The organism is Parapusillimonas sp. JC17 (assembly GCF_052180245.1).
GTDB lineage: Bacteria > Pseudomonadota > Gammaproteobacteria > Burkholderiales > Burkholderiaceae_B > Parapusillimonas.
Window position 1 is genome coordinate 3,331,659 of the sequence record NZ_CP197474.1, and the last position, 25,308, is coordinate 3,356,966.

Below are 25,308 nucleotides of genomic sequence, written 5' to 3' on the forward strand. Positions count from 1 at the left end.
TTAGGATTGATTGTGGCTCAGGGCGTTGGACAGCAGGCGCGCCGTGATGTCAACGATCGGGATCACGCGCTCGTAAGCCATGCGCGACGGCCCGATGACTCCGAGCGTACCGACCACCTTCCCATCGACGCCATAGGGCGCGGTAACGACCGAGACATCTTCCATGGGGACCAGGTTCGAGTCGCCGCCGATGTAGATCTGGACGCCCTGGGCTCGGCTGGAGACATCCAGCAGCTGAAGCAGGTCGGTTTTCTTTTCGAACAGCGAAAACAGGCGGCGCAGGCGTTCCATGTCGGACGTGATCTCGAAGACATCGAGCAGTTTGCTTTCGCCGGAAATGACCACGGATTCGTCGATGTCGGCCGTTGCGCTGCCCGCCTCCACCGCCGCTTGCATGAGACGCGAGATATCGGCCTGCAGGGAAGAGAGCTCTTCGGCCAGGGCCACGCGGACCTTTTCGAACGACATGCCGGCGAAGTGCTGGTTGAAGAAATTGCTGGCCTCGTGGAGCTCCGGCTCGGTGTAGTCACGCTTAACGAAGAGAATGCGATTCTGGACATCGCCGTCGGGCGTCACGATGATGAGCAGCACGCGCTTGTCGGACAGCCGGATGAATTCGATCTGGCGAAATACCTGTGCGCGCTTGGGTGCGAGCACCACGCCGGCGAACTGCGACAGGTTGGACAGCAGCGTGGCAGCGGCGGACACGGCACGCGTGGGTTCGGCCGCGGGCAGCATCTGGCGGATCTGGGTGGGCGGCAGGACCTCGAAACGCTGCACGGCCAGCAGCCTGTCGACGAACATGCGATACCCCTTGGGCGTGGGAATGCGCCCGGCCGACGTATGGGGGCTATGGATCATGCCCATGTCTTCCAGGTCGGCCATGACATTGCGTATGGTAGCCGGCGACAGATCGAACATTTTCGAAAGGGTGCGCGACCCCACCGGCTGGCCATCGGCGATGTATCGTTCTATGAGCGCCTTCAGCAGCGCATTGGCTCGGTCATCCATGACTCTATTCTAGGCAATTGGAGCAATATTGGCTCGATACTGGTTGTTGCACCCGCATCCATGAGGCCGCGGTGCCCATATAATCGTTGAGTCTCTATTATTTCACCAATCGTTGTTTCGTCAATTCACAAGGTATTCGCCTCATGCACTTCAAAACCGTGGCAATCATTGGCAGATACCAGGACACCGGCCTGGACGCCCCGCTGCGCACGCTGGCGGAAGCGCTCGAAGGGGCCGGCTGTAAGGTGTTGATCGAGGCCGACACCGCCCGCAACACGGGCCTGACCGAACACGCCATCGCCTCGTATGCCGATATCGGCGAGCAGGCGGATCTGGCGATCGTCATGGGCGGCGACGGCACCATGCTGGGCGCCGCTCGGCAACTGGCGCACAGCAAGGTGTCGCTCATCGGCATCAACCATGGCCGGCTGGGGTTCATTACCGACATCCCGCTGCACAGCGCGAACGATGCGCTCGCAAGCGTCATACAGGGAAACTACGAAGCCGAAGACCGCGTCATGCTGGAAGGCCGGGTCGTGCGCGCCGGCCAGACCCTGTTTTCCGGCATCGCCCTGAACGACGTCGTCCTGAACCGCGCCGGGCGCGGCGGCATGATAGACGTGCGCGTCGAATTCGACGGCACCTTCATGTACAACCAGCGCGCCGACGGGCTCATCGTCGCCACGCCTACGGGATCCACCGCCTACTCGCTTTCCGCCAACGGCCCCATCGTGCACTCGCAATTGAACGCCATGCTGCTGGTACCGGTTGCCCCGCAAACGCTTTCAAACCGCCCCATCGTCCTGCCGGATTCCGGCACGCTCAGCATGACCATCACCGCCCTGGGCCGCGTGGAGTCCGGCGCCAGCGTGCACTTCGATATGCAAACCTGGTCCGACTGCCAGCCCGGCGACCTCGTCGAAGTACGGCGCGCGCAACACACCGTACGCTTCATTCACCCAACCGGCTACAGCTTTTTTTCGACGTTGCGACGCAAGCTGTACTGGAACCACATGCCCCAACCTTCGGACGAGGCCGAATAAACCATGCTGCGTACTTTGCACCTACGCGATTTTGTCATTGTCGATGAAGCGGAAATCCACTTCGAAAGCGGATTCACGGTTTTTTCCGGGGAAACCGGCGCGGGCAAGTCCATACTGATCGACGCACTTTCGCTGGCGCTAGGCGCGCGCGGAGACACGTCCGTGCTGCGAGAAGGCAGCAGCCGCAGCGACATCACCGCAGTCTTCGAAGCACCCGCCGACGTGCAGGCCTGGCTGCGCGAGCGCGAACTCGATACCGACGATGCGCTCATCCTGCGGCGCGTCATCGACAGCCAGGGCAGGAGCCGCGCCTTCATCAACGGCCTGCCCGCGAATCTCGCACAACTGCGCGAACTGGGCGAACAACTGGTCGACATCCATGGGCAGCACATGCACCAGAGCCTGCTGAAAACAGCCTGCCAGCGCGACATGCTTGATGCCCAGGGCGGCCATCAGGATCTGGCCCGGCAGGTGCAGCAGGCGTGGCATGCCTGGCAGGCCGCCGAAAAATCGCTGGACCAGGCCAGGCGGAACGCCGCCGCGCTCAAAGAAGAGCGTGAACGCCTGGAATGGCAGGTTGCCGAACTCGAGCGCCTGGGCCTGCAAGAAGGCGAATGGGAAAGCATCAGTCAGGATCACAACCGCCTGGCCCACGCCCAAGCCCTTCTGGAAGGCGCCGGGCAAGCCCTGGCGGTACTGGACGACGAGCAAGGATCCGCCCGCCACACGCTCAACGCGGCGGCTCATCACATCCAGCAATTGCTGCGGCACGACAGCCAGTTGCAAACCATCTATGACGCCATCGAGTCCGCGCGTATTTCCGTGTCCGAGGCGGTGTCCGACCTGAACAGCTACCTGGACCGCCTTGAGCTGAATCCCGAACAGCTCGAACAAGCCGAGCGCCGGATGTCCGCCATCTTTGAAGCCGCCCGCAAGTTCAAGGTCGAGCCAGGTGAACTGGACGCCTTGCTGGCCAGCCTGCAAGCAAGGCTGGACGCCAGCGAGGCCGCGGCCGACACCCAAGCGCTCGCAGAGAAAGCCGGGAGGCTCGCCAACGAATATCAGGCCGCCGCCGATGCCCTGGGCAAGGCGCGTCGCAAAACAAGCAAGATGCTGGCCGGCCAGGTCAGCGAGGCCATGCAGACCCTGGCCATGAAGGGCGGCCGCTTCGACGTCAGTCTGACCAAATGTCCGCCGGGGCCTCATGGCAACGAAAGCGTGGAATTCCTGGTGTCGGGCCACGCCGGCACCACGCCCAAGCCCCTGGGTAAAGTGGCCTCGGGCGGCGAGTTGGCGCGTATTTCACTTGCGCTGTCGGTCATTGCCAGCCGGGCGGCACGCGTTCCCACCCTGATCTTCGACGAAGTCGACACGGGTGTCGGCGGCGCCGTGGCGGAAGTCGTCGGCCGCCTGCTGCGCGAACTCGGCGAACGCCATCAGGTGCTGTGCGTCACGCACTTGCCCCAGGTCGCCGCACGAGGCGCGCATCATTTCGAAGTAAAAAAATCCAGTTCGGCCGCCAGCACCCTGTCGAGCATCGAACCATTGGATGAACCTGGCAGAGTCAATGAGCTTGCCCGCATGCTGGGCGGGGTAAAAATTACCGACACCACCCGCGAGCATGCACGGGAAATGCTGAACAGCTAGGGGTCAGACCCCGAATGGGGTCTGACCCCCACAGCCGCTGACCGCCTTCATGACGGAGGGGGTCAGACCCCGAACGGGGTCTGACCCCTTGAAACGGTTTCTTACTTGGGCGCTGCTTTCGGAGAGCAGTTCGGGCAAATCCCGTACAGCAGCATCGTATGGCTTTCCAGCGCAAAACCGTGATCCTTGGCGATCTTGTGCTGGCGCTTTTCGATGTCGGAATCCGTGAATTCCTCGACCTTGCCGCAATTCGTGCAGATGAGGTGATCGTGATGGTCGCCGTCATTGAGTTCAAACACGGCCTTGCCGCCGTCGAACTGACTGCGTACCAGTATTCCCGCCTGTTCAAACTGGGTCAGGACCCGATACACCGTCGCGAGGCCAATATCGACATCTTCGGCAATGAGGGTGCGATAGACATCTTCAGCGCTTTGATGACGTTCGTCGGCTCGGCGAAAAATATCAAGAATCTTCAGGCGGGGAAACGTCGCCTTAAGGCCCATATTTTTGAGTTCGTTCTGATCGTTCATAGCTAAAATGTCTTCGGTGATGATGGTGGTGATGTTCGAGCAGGCACCGGAAACCCTGCGCCGCGCCCGACCCTGACTGACGCTATTATGCGTTTTATTCTGTTTATTGACTGTCCTCCTTTATGATAACGGTTTTATCCAATTTGAATCACAGGGGCGCTTTGTGCTGACGACTGCAAAACCCATTATTTCCACGCTACGCATCGGCGCCGCCGCCGGCGTGCTGGCCGTCGTTCTTTCCGCCTGCGGCACGACCAACTGGGGGTTCCCGTATCGGCCCGACATTCAGCAAGGCAACTGGATCACCTCCGAACAGGTTGCGCAGCTGCAGCAAGGCATGAGCCGCGAACAAGTGCGCTTCATTCTGGGCACTCCCACCCTGCAAGATGTCTTCCGTACCGACCGCTGGGACTACCCCTACTATAACAAGCCGGGATACGGACGAGAGCAGGAACGCAAATTCACGGTCTGGTTCGAGGGCGACAGCCTGGTCCGCTGGGATGGCGACCAGCAGCCCGACCGACAGCCTTTCCAGAAGGCCGACACCGGCATGAAGAAAGACGGTACGCTCGACACCGCGCCTCAGAACGAAACCGAGCGCGCCCAGGGCAACGACAAGGCCGAAACCGGCACCGACTCCGAGCCGCAACGCACGCCGTCGATTTTCAATGCCGAACCCCAGCCTGTACCGCCGGGCGCACCTGTGCCCGGCCGCGACACCGCCGAACCACTGCGTTAATCAAGGAACACCATGCGTATTGCAATCGCCGGAGCCGACGGCCGTATGGGCCGCATGCTGATCGAAGCCGTGCTCCAAAGCGCCGACCTGAAGTTATCCGTCGCGCTCGACCGCCCGGGTTCGCCCGCCATCGGCCAGGACGCCGGCACCTTCCTGGGTCAGGACACAGGCGTCCTGATCACCGACGACCTCGATGCCCTGTCCCAGGCTGACTGCCTCATCGACTTCACCCGACCCGAAGGCACGTTGAATCACCTTCAAGCCTGCGTCAAGCACGGCACGAAATGCGTCATCGGCACCACCGGCTTCAGCGACCAGGGCAAACAGGCCATCCAGGCCGCCAGCCAGAAAATCGCCATCGTCTTCGCCCCCAACATGAGCGTCGGCGTGAACGCCACGCTCAAGCTCCTTGACATGGCGGCCAGGCTCTTGAACAGTGGTTACGATGTCGAGGTGTTCGAGGCCCATCACCGCAACAAGGTCGACGCCCCCTCCGGCACCGCGCTCGCCATGGGCGAAGCCGTGGCCTCCGCCTGGGGCAAAAAGCTCGATGACATCGCCGACTGGGCGCGCCACGGTGAAACCGGCGCTCGCGAAACCGGCAAGATCGGGTTTTCCGTGGTCCGCGGCGGCGACATCATCGGCGATCACACCGTGTACTTCTGCGGCACGGGAGAACGCATCGAAATCACGCACCGCTCCAGCAACCGCGCCACCTACGCCCAAGGCAGCCTGCGTGCGGCGCGCTACCTGGCACGCAAGGAGTTCGGCCTGTTCGACATGCAAGACGTCCTGGCCGCCTGACCGGTTCCGGTTGATTAGGACCTTTTGCCGCTGAAAGCCAGGGGGCGGTCGTAGACTGTTCGTGATCGTACCTAGAGCGCTTGAGCCGCGTGTGCGCGGCTCAAGTCACGTTTACGGGTTCCTGCTCCAGCGTCACCCCGAAGCGCTCTCGCACGTCGGACCGGATAGACGCCGCCAATGACAGAACGTCTTCAGCCACCGCCCCGCCATGATTGACCAGCACCAGGGCCTGCCGGTCATGCACGCCCACCGGCCCCACGCGACGCCCTTTCCATCCTGCCCTGTCGATCAGCCAACCCGCCGCGAGCTTGTATGAAACGCCATCCGCCTGAGGGTAGGCGACGATATCCGGGTATTGCCGCTTGAGCGCTTCAAAATCCGGTGCCGCCACGATGGGATTCTTGAAGAAGCTGCCCGCATTGCCCAGCACAGCCGGATCCGGCAGCTTGCTGCGACGGATGTCGCATACCGCATCGAATATCTGTTGCGCCTCGATACCGCTACGCATCAACTCCGCACGTCGCTGCAGATCGGGGTAGGCCAAGACCGGCGTCCAGGCCCGCGGCAACAGGAAACGCACGGCCACGATCAGCCAGCGCCCCGGCCCGGCCTCCTTGAACACGCTGTGCCGATAGGAAAACCCGCAGTCCTGCGGCCCCATCTCGACCATACGGCCCTTGGTGATGTCCCAGGCCAGCAAGCTATGGAAACGCTGGTCGAGCTCTACCCCGTATGCCCCGATATTCTGCACCGGTGCGGCGCCCACCGTGCCCGGAATCAAAGCCAGATTCTCCAGCCCGTTCCACCCGGCTTTCACGCAATGGGCCACAAAGCCGTGCCAGACCTCGCCCCCCTCGGCTTCGACCAGCACATGCTCGTCGTCTTGATCGAGCAGCCGAATACCCGAGGTCAAAACCTTTACCACCAATCCCGTCACCTGCGGAGCAAGGACGACATTGCTTCCGCCTCCCAGGACGAATATCGTCCGATGTGATCGGACCAGGTCGGAAAGCTCATTCAACTGGCTCTTGTCCGTATATTGGACGTAACGGTGCGCTCTGGAACGCAGTCCCAAAGTATTGAATGCGGAAAGGTCCTGGTCGAAGATTAGCTGCAAGAAACGCCCCACCCTGATCAAGCCGGCCACGCCCCGGCAAAAGGCATAAGCATAACGCGCCGGCCTGCGCCGCTGGGGCGCGTGCCTTGCTTGTGCCGAAGGCATGTGGAACTGGTTTGACAGCCCTATTACTTTTTAGTTAATATCTTGGTCTTCGCTCACCAAGCAGTTTTTTTTGGGCAGGCAGCGCGGGTAGTTTTTAAATGTGTTTAAAAACAGTTCACCCAGCGATTTGCAAGCAACGAAAAAATGCTTTAGAATGCGAAGCTTCTTTCAGCAAGAACAACGACTTGCAAGAAGAACACCAAGCAGTATATATGCGGGAATAGCTCAGTTGGTAGAGCGCAACCTTGCCAAGGTTGAGGTCGCGAGTTCGAGACTCGTTTCCCGCTCCAAATTATGATCTACAGACTTCCACTGGGGTCTGTAAGTCGTTGAAAAGAGGAGCTTCGGCTCCTTTTTTCATTCCAGCAAAAGCCACTGGAATCCACCGACAGCCAGCGTTTTTGAGGCCAAAAACAAGGCCAAAGAATGCGGGCGGTGCCGGTTCCGGTTTGTTGCTGGGGTTGGATCGGGATGACCAGCAGCATCGGGCCTAAGTCCAAGACTTAGGAGCTTCGATGATGGCACTCTCTGATCTGACTGTGCGGCAAGCCAAGGCCGCTGACAAAACCTACAGCCTCCCCGATACCGATGGCCTCGGCCTGGTGGTCGCCCCTACCGGCGGCAAATCGTGGCACCTGCGCTACTACTGGCTCGGCAAGCAAAAGCGCATCTCCCTGGGCAACTACCCCGAGATCGGCCTGCGTGAAGCGCGTACCTTGCGCGACGAAGCCCGCGCACTCTTGGCTAGGGGCATCAACCCTCACACCGACCGCAAGCAGAAACGCCATGCCGTGAAGCTGGCGGCCGACTACACGTTCAAGGCGGTCTTCGATGCCTGGGTCGAGCATCGGCGCAAGGAACTCAAGGAAGGCCGTCAAAGCACCCTCTCGCAGATCCTGCGGATTTTCGGCAAGGACGTGCTGCCCGCCCTCGGGAAGATGTCGATCTACGACATTCGCCGGCCCCAGCTTCTGGGCGTCCTGGCAAGAATCGAGGAACGCAAGGCTTTCACCACGGCAGAAAAGGTCCGCACCTGGTTGAGCCAGTTGTTCCGCTATGCCCTCGTGATCGTCGAGGGGCTGGAGGCCAATCCGGCTTCTGACCTGGATGTGGTGGCGGAGCCCAAGCCTCCGGTGAACCACAACCCGTACTTGCATTTGCCCGAGCTGCCGGAATTCCTTCAGAAGCTCCGGCTCTACAACCCGCGTGGCTGGCAGACCCAGCTCGGCATCCGGCTGCTGTTCCTGACCGGGGTGCGAACCGGCGAGCTGCGGCTGGCGACCCCGGATCAGTTCGACCTGGACCGCGGCCTCTGGATCATTCCGCCCCAGATCGTCAAGCAGCTTCAGGATGAGATGCGCAAGGCCGGCAAGCGCCCCCAGGATGTGCCGCCCTACATCGTACCGCTGTCCCTTCAAGCCATCGAGATCGTGAGCTACCTTCTGGGGGTGATACGGCCGGCCCAGCGCCACCTGCTGGCGCACCGCAGCGAACTCAAGAAGCGCATCAGCGAGAACACCCTCAATGCCGCCTTGAAGCGGATGGGCTACGAGGACCAACTGACCGGCCACGGCATCCGGGGAACGATTTCGACGGCGCTCAACGAGATCGGCTACCCCAAGATTTGGGTGGACGCGCAGCTCTCGCACTCCGACCCGAACAAGGTGAGTTCGGCTTACAACCATGCCAAGTACGTTGAGCCGCGCCGCCGGATGATGCAGGACTGGGCGGATCGCCTCGACCTGCTCGAACAGGGCCAGGTGGAGGCGGCCAGCGCGCACCTCACCATTCACATCGAGGGCGTGCCGGCCATGGCAGAGGAGGACAAGCCCGACGCCATCGTTGCAGCGTCCTCTGCGGCACCCGTTCCGTCGATGGTGACCGCTCCCATCGTCGTGACGCCGAACGACGGGAGCATCACGTTCCAGCGGCTGTCGCAGGTGCCGCCGCCTCCGACGCATGCGCCAGAACCGGAAGTATCTGCCATCCAGCGCGAGCGCGAGGAAATGCTGGCCATCTATGAATCGCCGAGCAGCCTGCCGGTCCCCCTGTTCGGCAAGTTGGCCGGGAAGTCCAAAGACCAGATCAACCGCGAGTTGAAGGCCGGCAAACTGCTATCCGTCAGCTTGGGCAACCGGGGCCAGCGAGTTCCCGATTGGCAACTGGTGCCGCTCAAGCACAAGCTGGCCCAGGTGCTCATGCGCCAGTGTCCGCAAGCGGATTCGTGGGAGCTTTACCGCATGCTGACCCGGCCACACCCGGACCTGGGCGATCGCGCGGCCATCGATTTGGTGACGCCAAGCAATCTGGGCATGGTGGTCCAGGTCATCGCAAGCGGCCAGTTCCATGCGAATGCGCCAGAGACAGTCCCACCGCGGCCTATCCCAGAGGAGGTGCGGCAGAGCGTTCGCCGAATGGTGGACAGCGCCGTGGTTCTGGACGGCGCATAGGGCTACCAGCCCTTGCGGGCGCCTTGCGGCCCCCGCGCTACGCTTGTACAGCCTGCACGAGTTCGCTCAGCGTGCGCGGGGCGGACGCAAAGAACACGGCACCAGTGTGCGCCGTCGAGAAATCGAGCAGGCGGTCGTTCATGCCCGGCGGATCGCCGAGGAACATGCGCTTCAGCATCTTCTGCGTGACGCACAGATGCCTGGAGTAGCCGATGAAGTAGGTGCCGTATTCGCCTTGGCCGGGGCGGCCAAAGGGCATGTTGTCGCGCAGGATGTCGTGCTCGGTACCGTCAGCACCCACGATCGTGGCGAGGGTCTTGTGCGACTTCTGGCCGCTCGTCGCATCGGGCAATTCGATATTGCTGACGATCTCCCGGCCGATGATCTGCTCTTGCTGGTCCTCGGGAAGCCGAGCCCACGGCTGCATTTGATGCAGATACATCTGCACCACCACGTAGCTCCCGCCGGCGAATTCCTGATCCTCACTGCCGACCAGCGTGGATGCGCCGATTTCGTGCCCGGTCGGATTGGCTGTGCCATCGACGAAGCCAAGGAGATCGCGGGAGTCGAAATAGCGAAAGCACGCCACCTCGTCGGCCACCGTCACGCTGCTGCCCAATTGGTCCAACAGCAGGCGCTCGAATTCAAAGCAGAGGTCCTCGCCCTCGGCCCGGATATGAGCCGGGCGTGGCCGGCGCGGTGTGCTTCGCGCCCTTGATGGGTGCGAAGGGACGCAGTTCTTTCGGGCGCCTTCCGGCCTGGAAACGGTCCCACAGCGCCGATCCCAGGGGGGTGATGCACGACAGCCGGCCGTTGAGATCGCGAAGAAAGCCCACCGTCTTGATCAGGTCGTCCAGGCCGTCCAGGACGCCGGCGACCGCCTGCAGGGACTCTCGGCCCTCGGCGACCGTCAATGTGAGAAACACCGCCGCGCGCGACAGTGGCGCATCGATGCTTTGCGAGTCGATGGGTACTCGGTCCCAACTACTTCCAACCATTGGCATCTCCATAAGGCCGGTTTAATTCGTCATGTTGCCAGAGATGAAAACGCGATGCTGGCGCATTGACAGCGCGTGCCGTTGCAATTACCAGGAAGCAGTGAATTCCCGCGCCGATTACGGATGCCTGGCGTCGGCATCTGAGTGGAGAGCACGCAGCGCGAGTGAGCTATCGGGTATTCGAGTAGGCCGCGCTATCTTTGGCAACCTGCATCGCCCTGCGCTCGAACAGCTCAGAAATGGCGCTGGCTCGCTCCCTGGGCCGCTGCAGATGTGTCACGACCTCGTAGGGAGCATCAGAAAGCGGCCGCATGGTGATGCCCCAGGCATGGGCGCGCTCAATACGCGATTGCGCAGAGATCCCGACGCCATAGCCAGCGGCGACCCATAGCGCCAAAATCTCAAACGAAGTGACATGCTGCATGCTCTGCTCGCTCAGCGGCGGGAAGGAGGACAACCGCTGATCCAGCAGCGGGCAGGTCTCTGCTTGCCAGCGAAACCCGGGGTAGTCCAGAACCTCGGCGGTCGTGAGCGTTGCCCGGCCAAGCAAGGAAGACCGCAATGGCATGGCGACAGCCATGTTATCGATCCACAAAGGCTGGCTTCTCAGGAACGGAGCACTCACGTGCCGAAGCGATATTCCTGCGTCATAGCGGCCTTCTTCAAGGCCGATCACCAGGTCGTCACCCGAGGCTTCAAAGAAGGCGATGGGGGTGTCCGGCTCTTCCGTGCGCTGCAGGGCGAGAAGCGTGGAGAGGCATGAGGACGGCACCCCGGGTGCTATAGCAAGCCTGAAATGAGAAAACTGGCTGGTGGCATGCATGAGGACCCCCAAGAAGCGATCTGGCCAGGAAGGCGAACCAACATCGTGGTTAAGAGTGAAGTTTAACGTCGTTAAAAATAACGTGGTTAATTTTGGAAGATTGTTTGACGCTTCTGCTAATGCAGAAATCAACAATCCAGCCAGGCCGCCCTACTGGCACATCAACGTATGAATCCGAGTCGGCGTTGGCCTTCGGACAGGCCGTGCGCGCTGCCCGCGTCGCTCAGGGAGTCGCGCAAGACGAGTTCGCGTCTCGGGCAGTCATCTCGCGCTCGCACATGGGCAAGATCGAGCGCGGTGAGCACGTGCCCACACTGCCTCTCATACTGAGAATTTCTACGGCGCTCAGGATAAGCGCGGCTGAACTGATGACGGCGACCGAACGCAATCTGCGTGCCGAAACCGATCCTTGAGGATGTCCGCCGGCAGGACTCCGTCAACCGTCGGACGAGTCGCGTAACCGAGCGATAAACCGCTCCAGCGAAGCCGACAAACTGTTGCTTTCAGGCCGAAGCAAGTAGGTGGTGATCACCGCGGAATCCATCGCCAAGGGACGAATCACCACATCCGGCCATTGGCAGACCGGAATCTTGGTCGCCGTCATGAAGCCGACGCCATATCCTGCACCGACCAGCGTGAGCATCATGTCCAGCGAAGACACTTCCTCGACGATGTTCAGCTTGTGCTCCAGCACCTGCAAGAGCCGCCCCAATTCGCGGCAGTACCCCTCGCATGCGTGAGGGTCGCACAAGACAAGCGGATGCCCCCGGAGTTCATGAAGTGGGACCTTCTTGTGGACGAGCAGCGCGTGCCGAGCTGGCACGGCGATCACCAACGGATCCCGCCAGATGGGTTCGGCAACAATGTCGTCACCGACTTCGGCCGTGTGCGCGAATCCGATCGTGAAGTCGCCTGACCGCAAGCCGCGTAGCTGCTCGGCCAACGGCACCTCGGATAGGCGTATCTCTATCTCCGGTTCCTCTGCGCGGCAGCGGACCAGAAATGCTGACAGTCGAGGATCGATCGCACCATCGGACACTGCAATGCGCAAGCTGCCTCGCAAGCCTGAGGCGACAGCCTTGGCGTTTTCTCGTGCCTGCTCCAGGACGGTGAGCAGGCGTCGAATATCCTGCAAGAAGGCAGCACCTGCTGCGGTCAGAACGGTTCCACGGCGATTTCGGTCGAAAAGTACCACCCCCAGTTCGTCTTCAAGCTCTTTGATGGCGCGAGATAAAGGGGGTTGCTCGATATGCAGGCGCTCGGCGGCCCGTGTGAAATGAAGCTCTTCGGCCAAAACGATAAAGCAACGCAGGTGTCGCAGTTCCATGAGCAATGTTCCTATTCAGACGCTGACGACCTCCTTCTATTTGCTCCACGCTATGCAGGTTGAAAACTGCTTTTAAGCGATGTATGTGGCATATGTTCTTTGAGCACGAGTCGTAGGCGTTCAACTTTTCCAAACGAGAGGCCGGGCTGTGTTTGACTGAGCATTCAAGAGCCCTGTTTATCTACGGCGCTAAGGTTCAATCTTTACGATGTCACCAATGTCATGCACGTATGCGAGTGCATAGGCCATCTCTCCAGAGGTTTGCGCATGCAAAAACATCAATGATTGTCCGCGTGTTACCTCGTCACCTAAGCGCACTTGCAATTGAATCCCTGCGGCTGGACTCTCAGGCGCTCCGGCTAATTTGGCTAAACGGGACAGCTTACGGTTGTCGATGTGTACTGCTCGGCCTGAAGTGGTTGCCAAAAGCGGTTCGACGTAAAGAGCTTGGGGTGGCTCACGAAATCCCCCCTGAGCGGCACAGATCCTCTGAAATTTTTCCCAGGCGCGGCCACTGCTGATCGTCTCGTGAGCCAATCGAATTCCATCCCCTTCTTTGGCGACGCCGCCAAGCTCAAGTACCGCACCCGCGACCAACGCCACGCGGTCACATAGGTCTTGCGGCGCATCCGCCTCGTTGCGCAATACGGCCAACACGTCGCGCGCCTCCAACGCCGGGCCGATACCTCTGCCGACAGGCTGATTCCCGTCTGTAAACAGGCAACGCAATACAAGGCCAAATGACGCGGCGACTTCCGAAAGGTGATGCGCAAGATGCTCGGCAGTTTCCCGGCTGCGGACTTTTGCGGTTGGCCCAACCGGAATATCGATCACGATGTGGGTCGCCCCTGCTGCAATCTTCTTGGATAACACCGAGGCAATCAGTTGTCCTTGCGTGTCGATATCCAGTTCACGCTCAATACGCACGAAGATGTCGTCCGCGGGGCTGAGGTGCATCGCGCCGCCCCACGCCACGCATCCACCCTCTTTCTCCACGACCTTTCTGAGCGTATCCAGGTCCAGGTCTACAGGAGCCAGCGTTTCCATGGTGTCCGCGGTGCCAGCGGGAGAGGTGATGGCGCGTGATGAGGTCTTGGGCATCACCAATCCATTGGCTGCGGCGATGGCAACCACCAACGGCGTGGTGCGATTTCCCGGTAATCCGCCCACGCAATGCTTGTCCACAACAATCGGAGCCTGCCATTGCAGGTGATCTCCGACATCGACCATCGCACGGGTGAGATGGATGGTCTCTTGCATATCCAGAGGCAGTACCGCCGTTGCGGTCAGGAAGGCCGAAAGTGCGACATCGGTATAGCGACCATCGACCACATCACGGACGATCGCCTGCAACTCCGTCGTTTGCAGTCGGTGGCCGTGAATTCGCGCACGCACGGCCGACAACGATTCGAGCAGCGGAGGATGCCGAACCTGCACAAGATCGCCCTCATGAATGTCCAGGGCATCCCAGGCGGCCTCGGACAGAGCGATCTGTCCGGTTTTGAGCAGATCGCTGTCGATTTGGTACAGTAGCGCTTGCACAGTGCGGTCGCCGGCAATGATCAGTACCTGTGACCGCGGTGCCAGCCCTTCGGCACGGCAGACATGGCAATCGGTACGCATCAAGACGACGGGTTGATGCTGGGCATGCAGTCGCATGCGCAATGCTTGCAAGGCGGGTGTCTGGGGAGTGATGCGGGCACTCACAGGGCGAACTCCTGGTTTTGCATGGGCACCGATGCGTGCCATTTGAGTTCGCGCTGAATACGTTCGCGCAGCGCCTCGGAGGCATTGGATTCACCATGAACAATGAACACCCCTTCCGGCGCCCGGGTAAAGCCGCCCAGCCAACGCATCAGTTCATCGCTGTCGGCATGAGCCGACAACATCGCAAGCTCGGCGACCTCCGCCTTGATCGGCATCCAGCGCCCATGAATTTTGACTTCGCGAGCGCCCTCAAGCAGCTTGCGTCCGCGCGTACCTGCTGCCTGGAATCCAGAGAACAGCAGCGTGTTCTGATGACTGCCGCCAAACGCTTCTATGTGATGCAGCACGCGGCCACCGGTGGCCATGCCGCTGGCGGAAATAATCACCTTGGGGTAGCGATTCGCCGATAGCGCCTTGGACTCTTCAACGTCGCGCATGTATGTGACTTCTGAGAATGCCGCCTCGAAATCGTGTTGTGCGAGCTTGTGGTCGTCGGCATGGCGGTGCAGCAGCGCAGTTGCGCTGGTGGCCATGGGACTGTCCAGATAGACGGGCACGGTGCGGAGCCGACCGCGCTGTCGCAACAGCCATAGGTCATAGATCAACGACTGCGCGCGTCCAACGGCAAAAGCGGGAATCACTACGGTGCCTCCGCGGCGAGTCGTGCGCTCGATGATGTCGCCCAGCGCTTCGACGGCATCGGAACGGTCATGACGACGATTGCCATAGGTGGACTCGATGATGATGTAGTCCGCTGCCGTGACGGGTTCAGGATCAGGCATGACCACATCGTCATAGCGCCCCAGGTCGCCGGAGAACACCAAACGCTTGCCGCCAATGTCGATCTGAACCGTCGCCGCCCCAAGAATGTGACCAGCGCTGCGCAGCAGTAGACGGGCATTGCCCGGCAATTCCGTCTCTTGATGCAGCGGCACCGGTTTGAACTGCAGGAGCGCACGTTCTGCATCCCGAACCCGATACAGCGGAAGGGCTGGCTTGTGTTTGGAAAATCCTTTTCGATTGGCGAACTCGGCGTCCTTCTCTTGCAACCAGGCACTGTCGAGCAGGATGAGTTCGGCGACATCTCGCGTGGCTGAGGTCGAGAAAATCTTCCCGCGGAACCCGTCCAGCACCAATCGGGGCAGATACCCACAATGATCCAGGTGCGCATGCGTCAGTACGACCGCATCGATGTCCTTGGGTTCAACGGCCAGGCGCTGCCAATTAAGTTCGCGCAGGTTTTTCAATCCCTGGAACAGTCCGCAGTCGATCAGGATGCGGGTATTGCCATGGGTGATAAGGTGCTTGGAGCCGGTGACGGTGCCGGCACCACCCAGGCTGGTCAATGAGAGCATGTATTTGTCTCCTCTCTTGTTGGTGGGTTGTGAAATCAGGAACCGGCGCGGTCGCCGCGGACCGCGTCAGAACCACTTGAAATTCGCGCGTCGGTCGCGGCCGCAGCAACCTGCGAACTGTTCCAGCCGGTCACTTGCGCAGCCGCATAGATGGCGTCCGCCCAGGTGCAGCGGTTGGCGATCAGCATTCCAGCCACATCGAGTGTGCCGCCGCGGTTGATGTAGCCCAAAGCCCGCGTCTTCGAGGGGCCGCTGTCAATGCGGCGCAGCACGCCCAGCATCGGCTCAGGGCGGGTATGGCTCATCAACACGCGCGGCAGGTGAGGCGGGAAGAGCGCTTGCAGTGCTTCGTCACCGAGCACGAAGGCGGCCTCAAGGTCGTCTCGTGGAATGCGCAGACGGCCGGGCTCGATCGCCACGGTGACGCACGACGTAAACCCATGGTGCCCCAGGCGGGCGTGGGCTTTGAGCGCTTCCTCCAACTGGTAGGCGCCAATCGCCACGAACTGCAGTTGTGCTGTAGCCGGATCGCCGGCTACATGGGCTGCGCCGTGCTCGATCAGCGATTGAGCGGCGGCGGCATTGAAGTGATTCGGCGTGTCGCGCTTGGAGACCACAACACAAGCCACTTGGCCCCGGCTGGCGTAGACCGCTCGCAGCGCGGCGCACGCCGTGTTGGCATCCACCGGGAACAACACGCGTGCGGTGTCCGACATCTCCCCCAGCAATGCTTCGCCAATGGTCGGGTCCTGGTGTGACTGCTCGTTCTTGCTGTTCTCCCAGGTGTGGGATGTGACGATCAGCGGGACGGAGATCCAGCCTGGCGGCTGGCCCAGTTCCTTCTGCCGACGCGCGAAGATGATCTCCTGGCGCATCAATCCAAGCATCTTGACCGCGAAGGCCTCGTAGCTGACGATCAGGTTCAGCCCCCCTTTGTTGGCGAGGGCGGCGGCCGCAACGGCTTCTTCATTGAGTGCGGTGACCACCGAGCCATCCGTCGATTCCGGGGCGCCGGGTTCGGGCACGTTGACGCGGTGCCTGAGCAGCGCCAGCGTGGCACCCATCTTGTTGCTGGCCAGTTCATCGGGATTGCCGATCCGGATGCGCAACTGTGGATTTGCCTGCACTAGCTCCACGAACCAACGGTCCAGTGCGGACATGGCGCTGCCCGACACCTCGGTTGGCACCCAGGCCGGCATCGGCAGATGAGGGCTCGCTGGATGGCGTCGGGCCATGGGGTGCTCGCTTTCGCGCGAGCGCTGGCTCTGGCCGTGATTCGCCAGGACGGTGAACGCGTTTGCCAGTTCGCTCTCAGGCACGAACAGCGCCGCAGCCCCTGCGTTGAAGGCCTCGCGTGCCTGCGCATCCTCGCGCGGATTGCCGTTCAGCGGCAGGTTGTGGGCGGCATTGGTCGCCGCGCCCGGGAAGCCAAAACCTTTCTCCGTCTCGGCGATCACGTAAGGCAGCTTGACCGGATAGCGCCGATCCGAGCGTGCAGCGAAGGCGCTCAGCGTGTCTTCGGCTTCAACAATGGCCCATGCGATCGCCACTGGATCGCGTCCATCGACGATGACGGGATCGAAGCCGTTGTGGCGCAGGTCTTCGGCCAGCCAGGCAGCGCCACCTTCCTGCACGATCTGGGTGCGCTGCTCGATGCGCCGTCCGTTGAGAATCATGACCGGGATGGCGAAGCCGCAGTCCTCGGCGCGCCACCAGCGCGGCGCCCAGTCCGAGCCACGTTGTTCCTCGAAAGCGCCATCACTGAGGAATGCCACCAGGCTTTCTCCCGGCAACGGCGTGTGCACATACTGCAGCCCGGCGAACCCCAGATAGCCGCCTTCGGAGATCGCGCCGGCCGTGTTCGGCCCGGCATGGCTACCCAGCGGTACCGCGGGCCGACCCTGCTTATCGATGGCATAGGAGTAGAAGTCCGCGATCAGGAGCGACAGGCCCGCCTCGCTGCGGTCGTAGCGTCCACGCTGGGCGGCGGATACATCGCCGGTCAGTGCGTTCACCGCCTCGATCGCGGCCACGCAGTGCCCCTGCCCCATGAGCCAGCCGCGTGTCGTCCCGGTCAGCGCGTTGGCCAACAGATAACCCACGAAGGCTGGCACCATGTTGAGCGAGCCGCCGGTGTGGCCTTCGGGCGTTTGTTTGAAATCATCGGAGCCCAGTGGGCAGCCGCTTCGGTCGATGCGCCGGGCATAGGTCATATGCGCCACTACGCTCATGGCCGTGCAGGCCACCCGGTCGGCTGCAGCCAGCAGCGCATGGGCCGAGGCTTCGTCTGCTATACGCCTTTGCGCGACCAGACGTTGCACTAGGGCCTGCATACGTTCGATGGTTTCAGACCTGTGCGCGATGGGCCCGTAACCAGCACGCCAATCGGTTGCGAGGTTAGCTTGAGAGGACATTTCAGGTCTCCTTGAAAATAGTTGGATCGATAAAAAGATCAGCCTCGCGGATCGGTTTTCCCGCTAGAGAGAGCGTCGGCAATCAGCGAAGCGAGACCAATCCGGTTGCTCGGATGCGGTACTGCGTCGGTGGACGTAATTCGGGCAAACAACGGTGTCAATTGGGCCCAGGCATCCTCGGCGAACAGGGCATGCACCACTACGCACTCCGGCTTGCGCATTCCTTGCTCGGCGAGCTTGCGCGCCGCGACGGCGAGCGTGCGGCCTGATGATGCGATGTCGTCCACAAGCACCGGCGTTCTGCCGCGCCAGATCGACAGGTCGGGAACATCGATGTCCACGCTGCGATCGCCATGGCGTGTCTTGCGAAGCACAGCGTGCGGTACGCCGATGCGGGACGCGATGGCGCCGGCCCACTGCTCGCTTTCCTCGTCGGGGCCCACGATCAAAGGTTCTTCGACATGATTCGCGATCCAGTCGGCCAGCAGTGGTGCGGCATGCAAGGTGATGGTGGGGATCGTGTAGACCGCTGATAGTGTCGGATAGCGGTGCAGATGCGGATCCACCGTGAGCAGCTTGTCGAAGGTCGATGAGACCAGACGTGCGAAGGACCGCGACGTCACGCTTTCTCCGTCATGGAATCGCTTGTCCTGGCGCATGTAGGCCAGATACGGTGCGATCAGGTTCACCTCTTGCGCGCCAAGTTCGCGCGCCGCGTCAGCGGCAAAAGCCAGAAGCAGGAACTGCGGATCAGGATGGGCCAGCGTGCAAATCACATCCACGATCCGATCGGCAGGTTCGCCATGCAACCGGACATAGCTCTCGCCATCGGGGAATCGGCGCGTTTCGATGCGGCCGGCTTCGCTGCCGCATGCCTGCGCGATGCCGCGGGCCAGATCTTCATTGCCGGGTAGGGCCAGGGTGAGTCGTTGCATCCATTTATCTCCTTATTTGTTGTCCTTGGTCTCTTATCGAGCGCGGGTGCCTTATCGTTCAGCTCGCTGTGTTCACCTTGCCAACTGGCTAATGACGACGGCATTGGCAGTACTGCGTCGACGTGGTAGCTCCACAAGCAACCAGGCTCTTGTCATGAACAGCAACAGAGTGGCTTGCATGGCGTTCAAGGAATCGATCTGCATCAGAATCGCCGTCCTACGGTGATCGTTCCGTAGACCGGGATTTCCTTTTGTCCACGAAATTCGCGGGTGCGGTGGTAGCGGGCTATCGCGATGCGCCAGTTGCCCTGAGTCATCGCGATGCCATAGCCCACATCGGCCACGAATGGCCGTTTATCAACACTATGACTGGACTTGAACGTATTGCCGTCCAACGTGATGTCGTGCAAAACCCAGCGACCGTCGAGTGCCACGAACAGGTGCCCGTTCCAGTTGCTGCCAGCGGTCTTACGCACGGGCGAGGTGTTTTCTCCAGCCGGGCGCAGCGGTGCGGTGCCTAAGTCGTCCGGCAGGCGTAGGCCATAGCGCAGTTCTCCGCCGACATTCGCGTAGGTGGCGAAATTGCCCAAGCTGCCGCCCCAGTGGCGGGTCAGATCCCAACCCCAACCGCTGACGTTTTCTTGCCTGATGACTCGTGTTCGGCGTTCGTGGAGCAACTGCAGCACGGGTTCGTCGCGCAGTTGATGTCTCCAGCCATTGAATCTGTCCACTCCGACGGTGTCATGCCACCAGTTCTGGACTTGCCTGGCCTGGGAGGAGGGCCCCACCACCCCCACGCGGAGTTGCGAAGTGCGCAGCGTATCGCCCCGCCTCGCGTTATAGCCAAGGCTCAACATCAAGGCGCCCGCGAAAGGACGATCATCCTTGATGAGATCGCTGCGCGTTTTGTCGTTCGGGGTGTACATCATCTGCCCGAAGCCGATGGTCATGTTCTGTTCGTCGAAGCCTTGGGGTTGGAGCATCGTGAGAAAGCGATTCAGCCCACGGACGAGACGCGGTAGACAAGGGTCATCGCTATAGTCCACGAGGTTGGGGGAAACCCAACTGGCGAGAAACCCGTTGGAGTACCCTTGATCCTGTCCCATGCCGCCGAACATGTCGTTGTCGATCCGCAGATTGAGCGTTCCGGTCGAGCGCAGCGGATTGTCACGGTGGCAGGACTGTGCCTGCGCGCAGGCACTCAGCGACAGCAGCAGCAAGGTAGCTGCGACTCTGAGCCTCCATTCAGCGAGGTCAGTGGGCTGAACTTTCGTCACGCTGGCATGCCACCGTGCCCAGGGGTTGCAGTAGCAATGACAGAATGGGGCTGGCGTACCAGCATCACGGGAACCGGTGCGATCCGAGCGAGCTGCTCGGCATCGCTTCCCAGCAGCAGCCTGTCCACGCCCCGACGTCCGTGGGTGCCCAGCACCACCAGCTCGCATCCGGTAGCCAGTGCCTGCTGCGCGATAAGTACCGAGACGCGCTCGCCCTTGCTCTCCAGAAGGACGGTCTCTACCGTCAAGCCTTCCTGTCTCAGCCAGAGCGCCGCCTCGTCCAGCAGCTTCTGCCCGGCCGCCAGGAAGCCTGGCCTTACTTCTTCAAGGTAAATTCTCGGCCTCTCGAAGCCGTTGCTGTGCTTCATTTCCTCGATAATGTGCAGCAAGATGATGGTTGCACCGCTTAGGCGTGCCAGCACCGCGGCGTGGTGGAGGGCCAAATTGGCGGTAGAACTTCCGTCGAGCGGAACCAGCAGTCTTGAGTACATGAATGTCTCCAGTTATCAAAGTAGGTGGGGTGTCGAATAGATATTGCGCATAGCGTGTCGCAATAGCGGACGCGGTATGCGCGTATTCAGCTGCGTACATATTTCCCCGGGGCGTCGCAAATAGTGGGATATCCACGGGATTCGGCCCCCATGAGCGGAGGCGCAACACCTTCACCAGAGCGCTCTCGAAGCCATGCTGACCATGCCGGCCACCACGAATCTAGATGCGTCTGTGCAGTGGCTTGCCACTCGTCCGGCGCCATGTATCCATCACCGGCCGCGCGGGTATGGATTTGATATTGGCGCTTACCTCGGCCGGGCTCGCTGACGATGCCGCCGTTGTGTCCTCCAGTGGTCAGCACGAAAGTCAGCTCGGCCGAAGACAGGAGATGCAGCTTGTAAACCGAGCGCCAAGGCGCAATATGATCCGAGGCAGTGCCGACGCAAAACACCGGCACAGCGATGTCTCCCACTGAAACGGGGCGACCCGTGACGGGATAACGCCCCGCGCTGAGATCGTTATTCAGGTAAAGGCGTCGGAGATACTGCGAATGCATCTTCGCGGGCAGGCGAGTCCCATCGGCATTCCAAGCCATCAGGTCGGTCATTGGCCGGCGATCGCCCAATAGGTATTCGTCAATCATGCGAGACCATATGAGATCGTAGGAGCGCAGTAGCTGAAAAGCTCCGCTCATCTGGTCGGAGGTCAAATAACCGGTTTGAGCCATGCTGGCTTCCAACAGCGCCACTTGACTCTCGTTGATGAAAAGACTCAGCTCGCCCGGTTCGCTGAAGTCCGTCTGTGCGGCAAGCAGGCTTACCGACACCAGCCGCGTATCGCCATCACGCGCCATGGCTGAAGCACCAATGGCCAGTAGCGTTCCGCCCAGGCAATAACCAGCCGCGTGGATTCCCTGCTCGGGGACGATGGATGTCACGGCGTCCAGCGCCGCACGCAAGCCGAACTCAAGATACTCATCCATGCCCAAGTCTCGATCACCAGCATCCGGATTTTTCCAGGAGATGCAAAAAACCGTATGGCCTTGCGCAACCAGATACCGTATCAGCGAGTTATGGGGAGATAGATCGAGTACGTAGTACTTCATGATCCAGGCAGGAATGATCAGTATCGGCTCAGGATGGACTTTCTCGGTAGTGGGCGTGTATTGAATCAACTCGATTAATTGATTCCTCAGTACGACTTTTCCTTCCGTCACCGCCACGTCGCGCCCAACGACGAAGTTCTCGGTTCCCGCAGGAGGCTCACCGGATAGTTGTCGGCGCAGGTCATCGAGAAAGTTGGACATGCCACGCGCCAGGTTGGCGCCTTGTTCTTCTATCGTTTTTTTCAGGACAACGGGGTTAAAAAGCGCAGAATTGGTCGGCGATACCATTTCCAGCCATTGCTTTGCGCCAAACGCCAATAGGCGTTCGTGTTGTGGATCAACACCCCATACACCTTGCGTGGCTTGCTCCCACCATTTGGATTGAATAAGAAAGGAACTGCGGAAAAGGTTGTAGGGCCATTGATCCCATGCCGGATCGTTGAAACGACGGTCATTGGTAGGTGACGGTTCAGGAGATGCAACTTCCTGGTCCGGACTGACCAAGCTCTTTTTCAGCAGAGACATCCATTGCTCAGACAAGGAGCCTGCAAAAGCCAAAAGCTCCGATTGCTTTCCGGGGCTGTTCGCTAAATGGCTTGCCCAATCAGTCCAAGCCAACAGCGACGATTCAGGTGAAATTGAGGACCAAGCCTGGGCCCAAGCCATATGCGCTTGCATATCCAGTGCCGGAACGATTGTCGATGAAGTATTACCTTTCTTATTTTTTGTCAAAACGCATTACCTCAATTGCTATTCAAATAGATGGAGCGCCCTCGTTTGAACACGGGGGTAGTTGTGCTCGCTTGTGTTCATGCACACCGGCACTCATGTCATCAGCGCTTTTGCGATGACACCGTGCCAGCGTGCTAGAGATGTCTCCGCCTGCCGGCGCATTCCGTTAATTCTTTCGTCTTAACCGGCCATCAGGCTGATCACCAGCGCGTTCGCAATGTCGATGACGAACCCGCACACCAGGGGCACCACAATGAACGCCTCGCGCGCAGCGCCATGCTCCCGAGTGATCGCCGTCATGTTGGCGATGGCGGTGGCGGTAGAGCCCAGCGCGATTCCGCCGAAACCGGCGCACATCACTGCGGCTTGGTAATCCCTGCCCATTGCCCGAAAAACGATCAGAAGCACGAATGCGATGACCAGGATGATCTGCACCAGCATTGCCACGGTGATGAAGGCAAGCACAGGCTGCAGCTCCCAGAGTCTGAGGCCCATCAGCGCCATGGTCAGAAACAGGCCCAATGACATGTCGGAGATCAAAGCGATGCCCGGCTGCATGCTCGGCCAGTTCCATAGACGCCCGCGCCCACTCGGCCTCATCCAGTCGCCAATCATGCGCAGGAGAATGCCGGCCAGCAGGCAGCCCACAAAGGCGGGTAGCGTGACAGGGGTAAGCGCGACCAAGGCATTGACTCCGGAGCCCAACATCAAGGCTAAGTTGAGCCAGAGCAATGCCAATAGCACACCGTAGTAGTCCAGACGGGCATGCTGTTCATCGCTGTGCAGCGTGCCAATCTCCAGTGTGCTGTCCCCGGAGGCTCGAAGTTGATATCTGCGCATGAGTAGGCTTGCGATCGGGCCACCGATGGTGCAGGCCGCGATCAGGCCGATCATGTTCGCTGCCAATCCCAGTTCCTGCGCTTGCGCAATGCCGAGGTTTTGAACGAAGTGATCGGACCAGGCCAAGGTGGTGCCCACGCCTCCGGTCAGGGAAATCGATCCCACCATCAGCCCGGCGCGCGGATCCAGGCCGAAGGCGCGTGCCATCTCCATCCCGGCCAGGTTCTGCAGCACCATGAACCCGATGGCCAACCCCGACAGGATCAGCAAGGGCCGCCCACCATGGCGCAGCGTGCGGGCGTCGGTACTCAGGCCAATGGCCGCAAAGAAGTACAGCAGCAGCGCGTCACGCGCTTCGAGATCGAAACTGACGACGATCCCCGCACCGTAGTACAGGGCGAAGACAACCAGGGCGCAGGCCAGGCCGCCCACCAGGGATTCCGGGATGCTGTATCGACGCAAGATGCCCCAACGCGCAACCAGGCCCTTGCCCACGAACAACAGCACGATGGCGAGCGTGAATCCATGGAAGGCATCGATCTTCATCGCACCTTCTCCCTGTCCAGGCAGGACAGTGCGTGGCTGGCGGCTATCCACTCTTCGTTGGTGGGCTCGACCGCCACGATGACCTGGCTGTGGTCGCTGGAAATCTTCGCCGCGTGGCGGGCGTTGGCGTCGGTATCCAGGGCAATGCCCAGAAAGCCCAGCGCCGCACAGATGCGCTCGCGAATGAACGCATTGTGTTCACCGACACCCGCCGTGAACACCAACATGTCCAGACCGCCCAGCACGGCGACCAGGGCCCCGATCTCGCGCACGATGCGTCGCACGTAAAGGGCCAGTGCCAAGCGCGCTCGCTCCCCCGTTTCGCCTGCATCGTTCTCGTGCCGGACAATGACGCGCGGCTCGGCCGAGATTCCCGAAACGCCGAGCAGACCGGACTCGTGATAGAGGACACGCCCCACTTGTTCCAGTGAAAGCTTCTCGATCTCCATCAGGTAGAGCACGGCGCCTGGATCGAGCGCACCGGTGCGGGTGCCCATCATCAGCCCGTCAAGCGCGGAGAAACCCATGGTGGTGGCCACGCTTTTGAGTCCTTGCATAGCACACAGGCTGGCGCCACTGCCCAGGTGGGCAACGATGGTGCGCCTGCGCGCCGCGTCGCCATGGCGTTCGGGCAAAGCCTCAGCCATGTACTCATACGACAGGCCGTGAAATCCGTACCGGCGCAGACCGCGCTCCCATGCGGCGTAGGGCAACGGCAGGAGCTGCTCGAGCTTGGGGATGGTGTGATGGAAGCCGGTGTCGAAGCAGGCCACCTGAGGCAGCTCCGGCTGTTCGCGCAGCAGAATATCGATGGCTTCCAGCGCGAACGGCTGGTGCAGTGGCGCCAGCGGGATGTATCCCTGCAGATCGGTGAGCACCTGGGCGTCCACCCGCACTGGCTCGAAATACCTGCTGCCACCGTGGACGATCCGATGAGCGACCGCACCTATCCGGCGGCCGTCGAGCCGCTGACTGACGCGATCGCGGATGATGCGCAGTGCGGCGCGATACGGATGTGCCGTGTCCAGTTCGATCGAGAACGGCGCAACTCCGGTCTCTCCGAAATCCGGGTTGGCGCCGCCGATTCCCTGCACCTTGCCATTCCACAATGCCTGACGCGGCAGTGGCGCGGCCGAGGAATCGAACACCGCAAACTTGATGCTGGATGAACCGCAGTTCAGCACAAGGATCAGTCCGTGTTCGCGGCGCCCGGAGCGGGCCATGGTGACGTCCATCAGGTCGTCCTCTCTGCGCGCCGTCCGCGCGACTTCGCCGAGGTGTGCGGGGGTGTCTGCTGTCTCATCGTCTTCA

General features: G+C 61.0%; 22 protein-coding genes and 1 tRNA gene. 7 read left to right on the forward strand and 16 right to left on the reverse strand.

The genetic code is table 11. From position 1 onward, the window contains the following. On the reverse strand, nucleotides 1-1,011 hold the full coding sequence (hrcA, locus tag ACSBPU_RS16065; RefSeq protein WP_180071544.1) for a heat-inducible transcriptional repressor HrcA: 1,011 nt from the start codon (nucleotides 1,009-1,011) through the stop codon (nucleotides 1-3). Between the two features lie 143 nt (nucleotides 1,012-1,154). On the opposite strand from hrcA, the gene ACSBPU_RS16070 reads away from it, so the two are divergent. Both ACSBPU_RS16070 and recN read left to right on the forward strand, forming a co-directional pair. Beyond that, entirely contained in the window at nucleotides 1,155-2,054 is a 900-nt protein-coding gene (locus ACSBPU_RS16070) for an NAD kinase (protein ID WP_442592989.1), read from the forward strand. A 3-nt stretch (nucleotides 2,055-2,057) separates the two neighbouring features. Beyond that, nucleotides 2,058-3,701, forward strand: a complete 1,644-nt coding sequence (gene recN / locus ACSBPU_RS16075; protein WP_442592990.1) for a DNA repair protein RecN — start codon at nucleotides 2,058-2,060, stop codon at nucleotides 3,699-3,701. A gap of 101 nt (nucleotides 3,702-3,802) precedes the next feature. On the opposite strand, the gene fur is transcribed toward recN, so the two are convergent. Next, complete coding sequence (gene fur, locus ACSBPU_RS16080; RefSeq protein ID WP_180071547.1) at nucleotides 3,803-4,231, reverse strand: ferric iron uptake transcriptional regulator; 429 nt, start codon at nucleotides 4,229-4,231, stop codon at nucleotides 3,803-3,805. Between the two features lie 163 nt (nucleotides 4,232-4,394). Between fur and ACSBPU_RS16085 the strand changes: the two genes are divergently transcribed. Further along, a complete protein-coding gene (locus tag ACSBPU_RS16085; protein ID WP_442592991.1) occupies nucleotides 4,395-4,970 on the forward strand; it encodes an outer membrane protein assembly factor BamE in 576 nt (191 codons plus the stop codon). A gap of 12 nt (nucleotides 4,971-4,982) precedes the next feature. Continuing rightward, entirely contained in the window at nucleotides 4,983-5,774 is a 792-nt protein-coding gene (gene dapB, locus ACSBPU_RS16090) for a 4-hydroxy-tetrahydrodipicolinate reductase (protein ID WP_442592992.1), read from the forward strand. Between the two features lie 100 nt (nucleotides 5,775-5,874). On the opposite strand, the gene murB is transcribed toward dapB, so the two are convergent. Further along, the gene (murB, locus tag ACSBPU_RS16095) at nucleotides 5,875-6,996 is read right to left on the reverse strand and encodes a UDP-N-acetylmuramate dehydrogenase (RefSeq protein ID WP_442592993.1); all 1,122 of its coding nucleotides are present in this window, start codon (nucleotides 6,994-6,996) and stop codon (nucleotides 5,875-5,877) included. Nucleotides 6,997-7,210: 214 nt separating this feature from the next. On the opposite strand from murB, the gene ACSBPU_RS16100 reads away from it, so the two are divergent. Both ACSBPU_RS16100 and ACSBPU_RS16105 read left to right on the forward strand, forming a co-directional pair. After that, a tRNA-Gly gene (locus tag ACSBPU_RS16100) sits at nucleotides 7,211-7,286 on the forward strand. A 228-nt stretch (nucleotides 7,287-7,514) separates the two neighbouring features. Further along, nucleotides 7,515-9,446, forward strand: coding sequence for a tyrosine-type recombinase/integrase (locus ACSBPU_RS16105; RefSeq protein ID WP_197913183.1), 1,932 nt, complete (start codon nucleotides 7,515-7,517; stop codon nucleotides 9,444-9,446). Nucleotides 9,447-9,483: 37 nt separating this feature from the next. Here ACSBPU_RS16105 and ACSBPU_RS16110 read toward each other — a convergent pair whose 3' ends face one another. From ACSBPU_RS16110 to ACSBPU_RS16120, 3 genes are all read right to left on the reverse strand, one after another. Next, the gene (locus ACSBPU_RS16110) at nucleotides 9,484-10,074 is read right to left on the reverse strand and encodes a Dyp-type peroxidase (protein WP_269475623.1); all 591 of its coding nucleotides are present in this window, start codon (nucleotides 10,072-10,074) and stop codon (nucleotides 9,484-9,486) included. 16 nt (nucleotides 10,075-10,090) lie between these two features. Beyond that, nucleotides 10,091-10,444, reverse strand: a complete 354-nt coding sequence (locus ACSBPU_RS16115; RefSeq protein WP_425357293.1) for a Dyp-type peroxidase domain-containing protein — start codon at nucleotides 10,442-10,444, stop codon at nucleotides 10,091-10,093. 169 nt (nucleotides 10,445-10,613) lie between these two features. Next, nucleotides 10,614-11,267 carry a substrate-binding domain-containing protein gene (locus tag ACSBPU_RS16120; RefSeq protein ID WP_012112376.1) on the reverse strand — a complete coding sequence of 218 codons (654 nt, stop codon included), beginning with the start codon at nucleotides 11,265-11,267 and terminating at the stop codon, nucleotides 10,614-10,616. Between the two features lie 119 nt (nucleotides 11,268-11,386). Between ACSBPU_RS16120 and ACSBPU_RS16125 the strand changes: the two genes are divergently transcribed. Next, complete coding sequence (locus ACSBPU_RS16125; RefSeq protein WP_012112375.1) at nucleotides 11,387-11,680, forward strand: helix-turn-helix domain-containing protein; 294 nt, start codon at nucleotides 11,387-11,389, stop codon at nucleotides 11,678-11,680. Between the two features lie 23 nt (nucleotides 11,681-11,703). On the opposite strand, the gene ACSBPU_RS16130 is transcribed toward ACSBPU_RS16125, so the two are convergent. From ACSBPU_RS16130 to ACSBPU_RS16175, 10 genes are all read right to left on the reverse strand, one after another. Then, entirely contained in the window at nucleotides 11,704-12,594 is an 891-nt protein-coding gene (locus ACSBPU_RS16130) for a LysR family transcriptional regulator (RefSeq protein WP_012112374.1), read from the reverse strand. Nucleotides 12,595-12,783: 189 nt separating this feature from the next. After that, nucleotides 12,784-14,301: a thymidine phosphorylase family protein gene (locus tag ACSBPU_RS16135; protein ID WP_012112373.1), complete on the reverse strand. Its 1,518-nt coding sequence runs from the start codon at nucleotides 14,299-14,301 to the stop codon at nucleotides 12,784-12,786. Beyond that, nucleotides 14,298-15,656, reverse strand: a complete 1,359-nt coding sequence (locus ACSBPU_RS16140) for an MBL fold metallo-hydrolase (protein WP_012112372.1) — start codon at nucleotides 15,654-15,656, stop codon at nucleotides 14,298-14,300. The genes ACSBPU_RS16135 and ACSBPU_RS16140 overlap by 4 nt, the downstream gene beginning before the upstream one ends. A 35-nt stretch (nucleotides 15,657-15,691) precedes the next feature. Next, nucleotides 15,692-18,070: a D-xylulose 5-phosphate/D-fructose 6-phosphate phosphoketolase gene (locus tag ACSBPU_RS16145; RefSeq protein WP_012112371.1), complete on the reverse strand. Its 2,379-nt coding sequence runs from the start codon at nucleotides 18,068-18,070 to the stop codon at nucleotides 15,692-15,694. A 38-nt stretch (nucleotides 18,071-18,108) separates the two neighbouring features. After that, nucleotides 18,109-19,005 (reverse strand): ribose-phosphate pyrophosphokinase, encoded by an 897-nt coding sequence (locus ACSBPU_RS16150; RefSeq protein ID WP_003050021.1) that lies wholly within the window; start codon nucleotides 19,003-19,005, stop codon nucleotides 18,109-18,111. Nucleotides 19,006-19,208: 203 nt separating this feature from the next. Next, complete coding sequence (locus tag ACSBPU_RS16155; RefSeq protein ID WP_003296535.1) at nucleotides 19,209-20,225, reverse strand: lipid A deacylase LpxR family protein; 1,017 nt, start codon at nucleotides 20,223-20,225, stop codon at nucleotides 19,209-19,211. A gap of 53 nt (nucleotides 20,226-20,278) precedes the next feature. Continuing rightward, nucleotides 20,279-20,773 (reverse strand): universal stress protein, encoded by a 495-nt coding sequence (locus ACSBPU_RS16160; RefSeq protein WP_012112369.1) that lies wholly within the window; start codon nucleotides 20,771-20,773, stop codon nucleotides 20,279-20,281. Between the two features lie 86 nt (nucleotides 20,774-20,859). Further along, on the reverse strand, nucleotides 20,860-22,611 hold the full coding sequence (locus ACSBPU_RS16165) for a PHA/PHB synthase family protein (protein ID WP_012112368.1): 1,752 nt from the start codon (nucleotides 22,609-22,611) through the stop codon (nucleotides 20,860-20,862). Between the two features lie 180 nt (nucleotides 22,612-22,791). After that, nucleotides 22,792-23,997, reverse strand: coding sequence for a sodium/glutamate symporter (gene gltS, locus ACSBPU_RS16170; protein WP_012112367.1), 1,206 nt, complete (start codon nucleotides 23,995-23,997; stop codon nucleotides 22,792-22,794). Further along, on the reverse strand, nucleotides 23,994-25,232 hold the full coding sequence (locus tag ACSBPU_RS16175) for an acetate/propionate family kinase (protein WP_012112365.1): 1,239 nt from the start codon (nucleotides 25,230-25,232) through the stop codon (nucleotides 23,994-23,996). The genes gltS and ACSBPU_RS16175 overlap by 4 nt, the downstream gene beginning before the upstream one ends. Between the last annotated feature and the right edge of the window lie 76 nt (nucleotides 25,233-25,308).

Coding starts and splice junctions, on each gene's coding strand:
- hrcA (WP_180071544.1), bottom strand. CDS start 1,011: ATGGATGACCGAGCCAATGCGCTGCTGAAGGCGCTCATAGAACGATAC.
- ACSBPU_RS16070 (WP_442592989.1), top strand. CDS start 1,155: ATGCACTTCAAAACCGTGGCAATCATTGGCAGATACCAGGACACCGGC.
- recN (WP_442592990.1), top strand. CDS start 2,058: ATGCTGCGTACTTTGCACCTACGCGATTTTGTCATTGTCGATGAAGCG.
- fur (WP_180071547.1), bottom strand. CDS start 4,231: ATGAACGATCAGAACGAACTCAAAAATATGGGCCTTAAGGCGACGTTT.
- dapB (WP_442592992.1), top strand. CDS start 4,983: ATGCGTATTGCAATCGCCGGAGCCGACGGCCGTATGGGCCGCATGCTG.
- murB (WP_442592993.1), bottom strand. CDS start 6,996: ATGCCTTCGGCACAAGCAAGGCACGCGCCCCAGCGGCGCAGGCCGGCG.
- ACSBPU_RS16105 (WP_197913183.1), top strand. CDS start 7,515: ATGGCACTCTCTGATCTGACTGTGCGGCAAGCCAAGGCCGCTGACAAA.
- ACSBPU_RS16115 (WP_425357293.1), bottom strand. CDS start 10,444: ATGGTTGGAAGTAGTTGGGACCGAGTACCCATCGACTCGCAAAGCATC.
- ACSBPU_RS16120 (WP_012112376.1), bottom strand. CDS start 11,267: ATGCATGCCACCAGCCAGTTTTCTCATTTCAGGCTTGCTATAGCACCC.
- ACSBPU_RS16125 (WP_012112375.1), top strand. CDS start 11,387: ATGCAGAAATCAACAATCCAGCCAGGCCGCCCTACTGGCACATCAACG.
- ACSBPU_RS16130 (WP_012112374.1), bottom strand. CDS start 12,594: ATGGAACTGCGACACCTGCGTTGCTTTATCGTTTTGGCCGAAGAGCTT.
- ACSBPU_RS16140 (WP_012112372.1), bottom strand. CDS start 15,656: ATGCTCTCATTGACCAGCCTGGGTGGTGCCGGCACCGTCACCGGCTCC.
- ACSBPU_RS16145 (WP_012112371.1), bottom strand. CDS start 18,070: ATGTCCTCTCAAGCTAACCTCGCAACCGATTGGCGTGCTGGTTACGGG.
- ACSBPU_RS16150 (WP_003050021.1), bottom strand. CDS start 19,005: ATGCAACGACTCACCCTGGCCCTACCCGGCAATGAAGATCTGGCCCGC.
- ACSBPU_RS16160 (WP_012112369.1), bottom strand. CDS start 20,773: ATGTACTCAAGACTGCTGGTTCCGCTCGACGGAAGTTCTACCGCCAAT.
- gltS (WP_012112367.1), bottom strand. CDS start 23,997: ATGAAGATCGATGCCTTCCATGGATTCACGCTCGCCATCGTGCTGTTG.
- ACSBPU_RS16175 (WP_012112365.1), bottom strand. CDS start 25,232: ATGGACGTCACCATGGCCCGCTCCGGGCGCCGCGAACACGGACTGATC.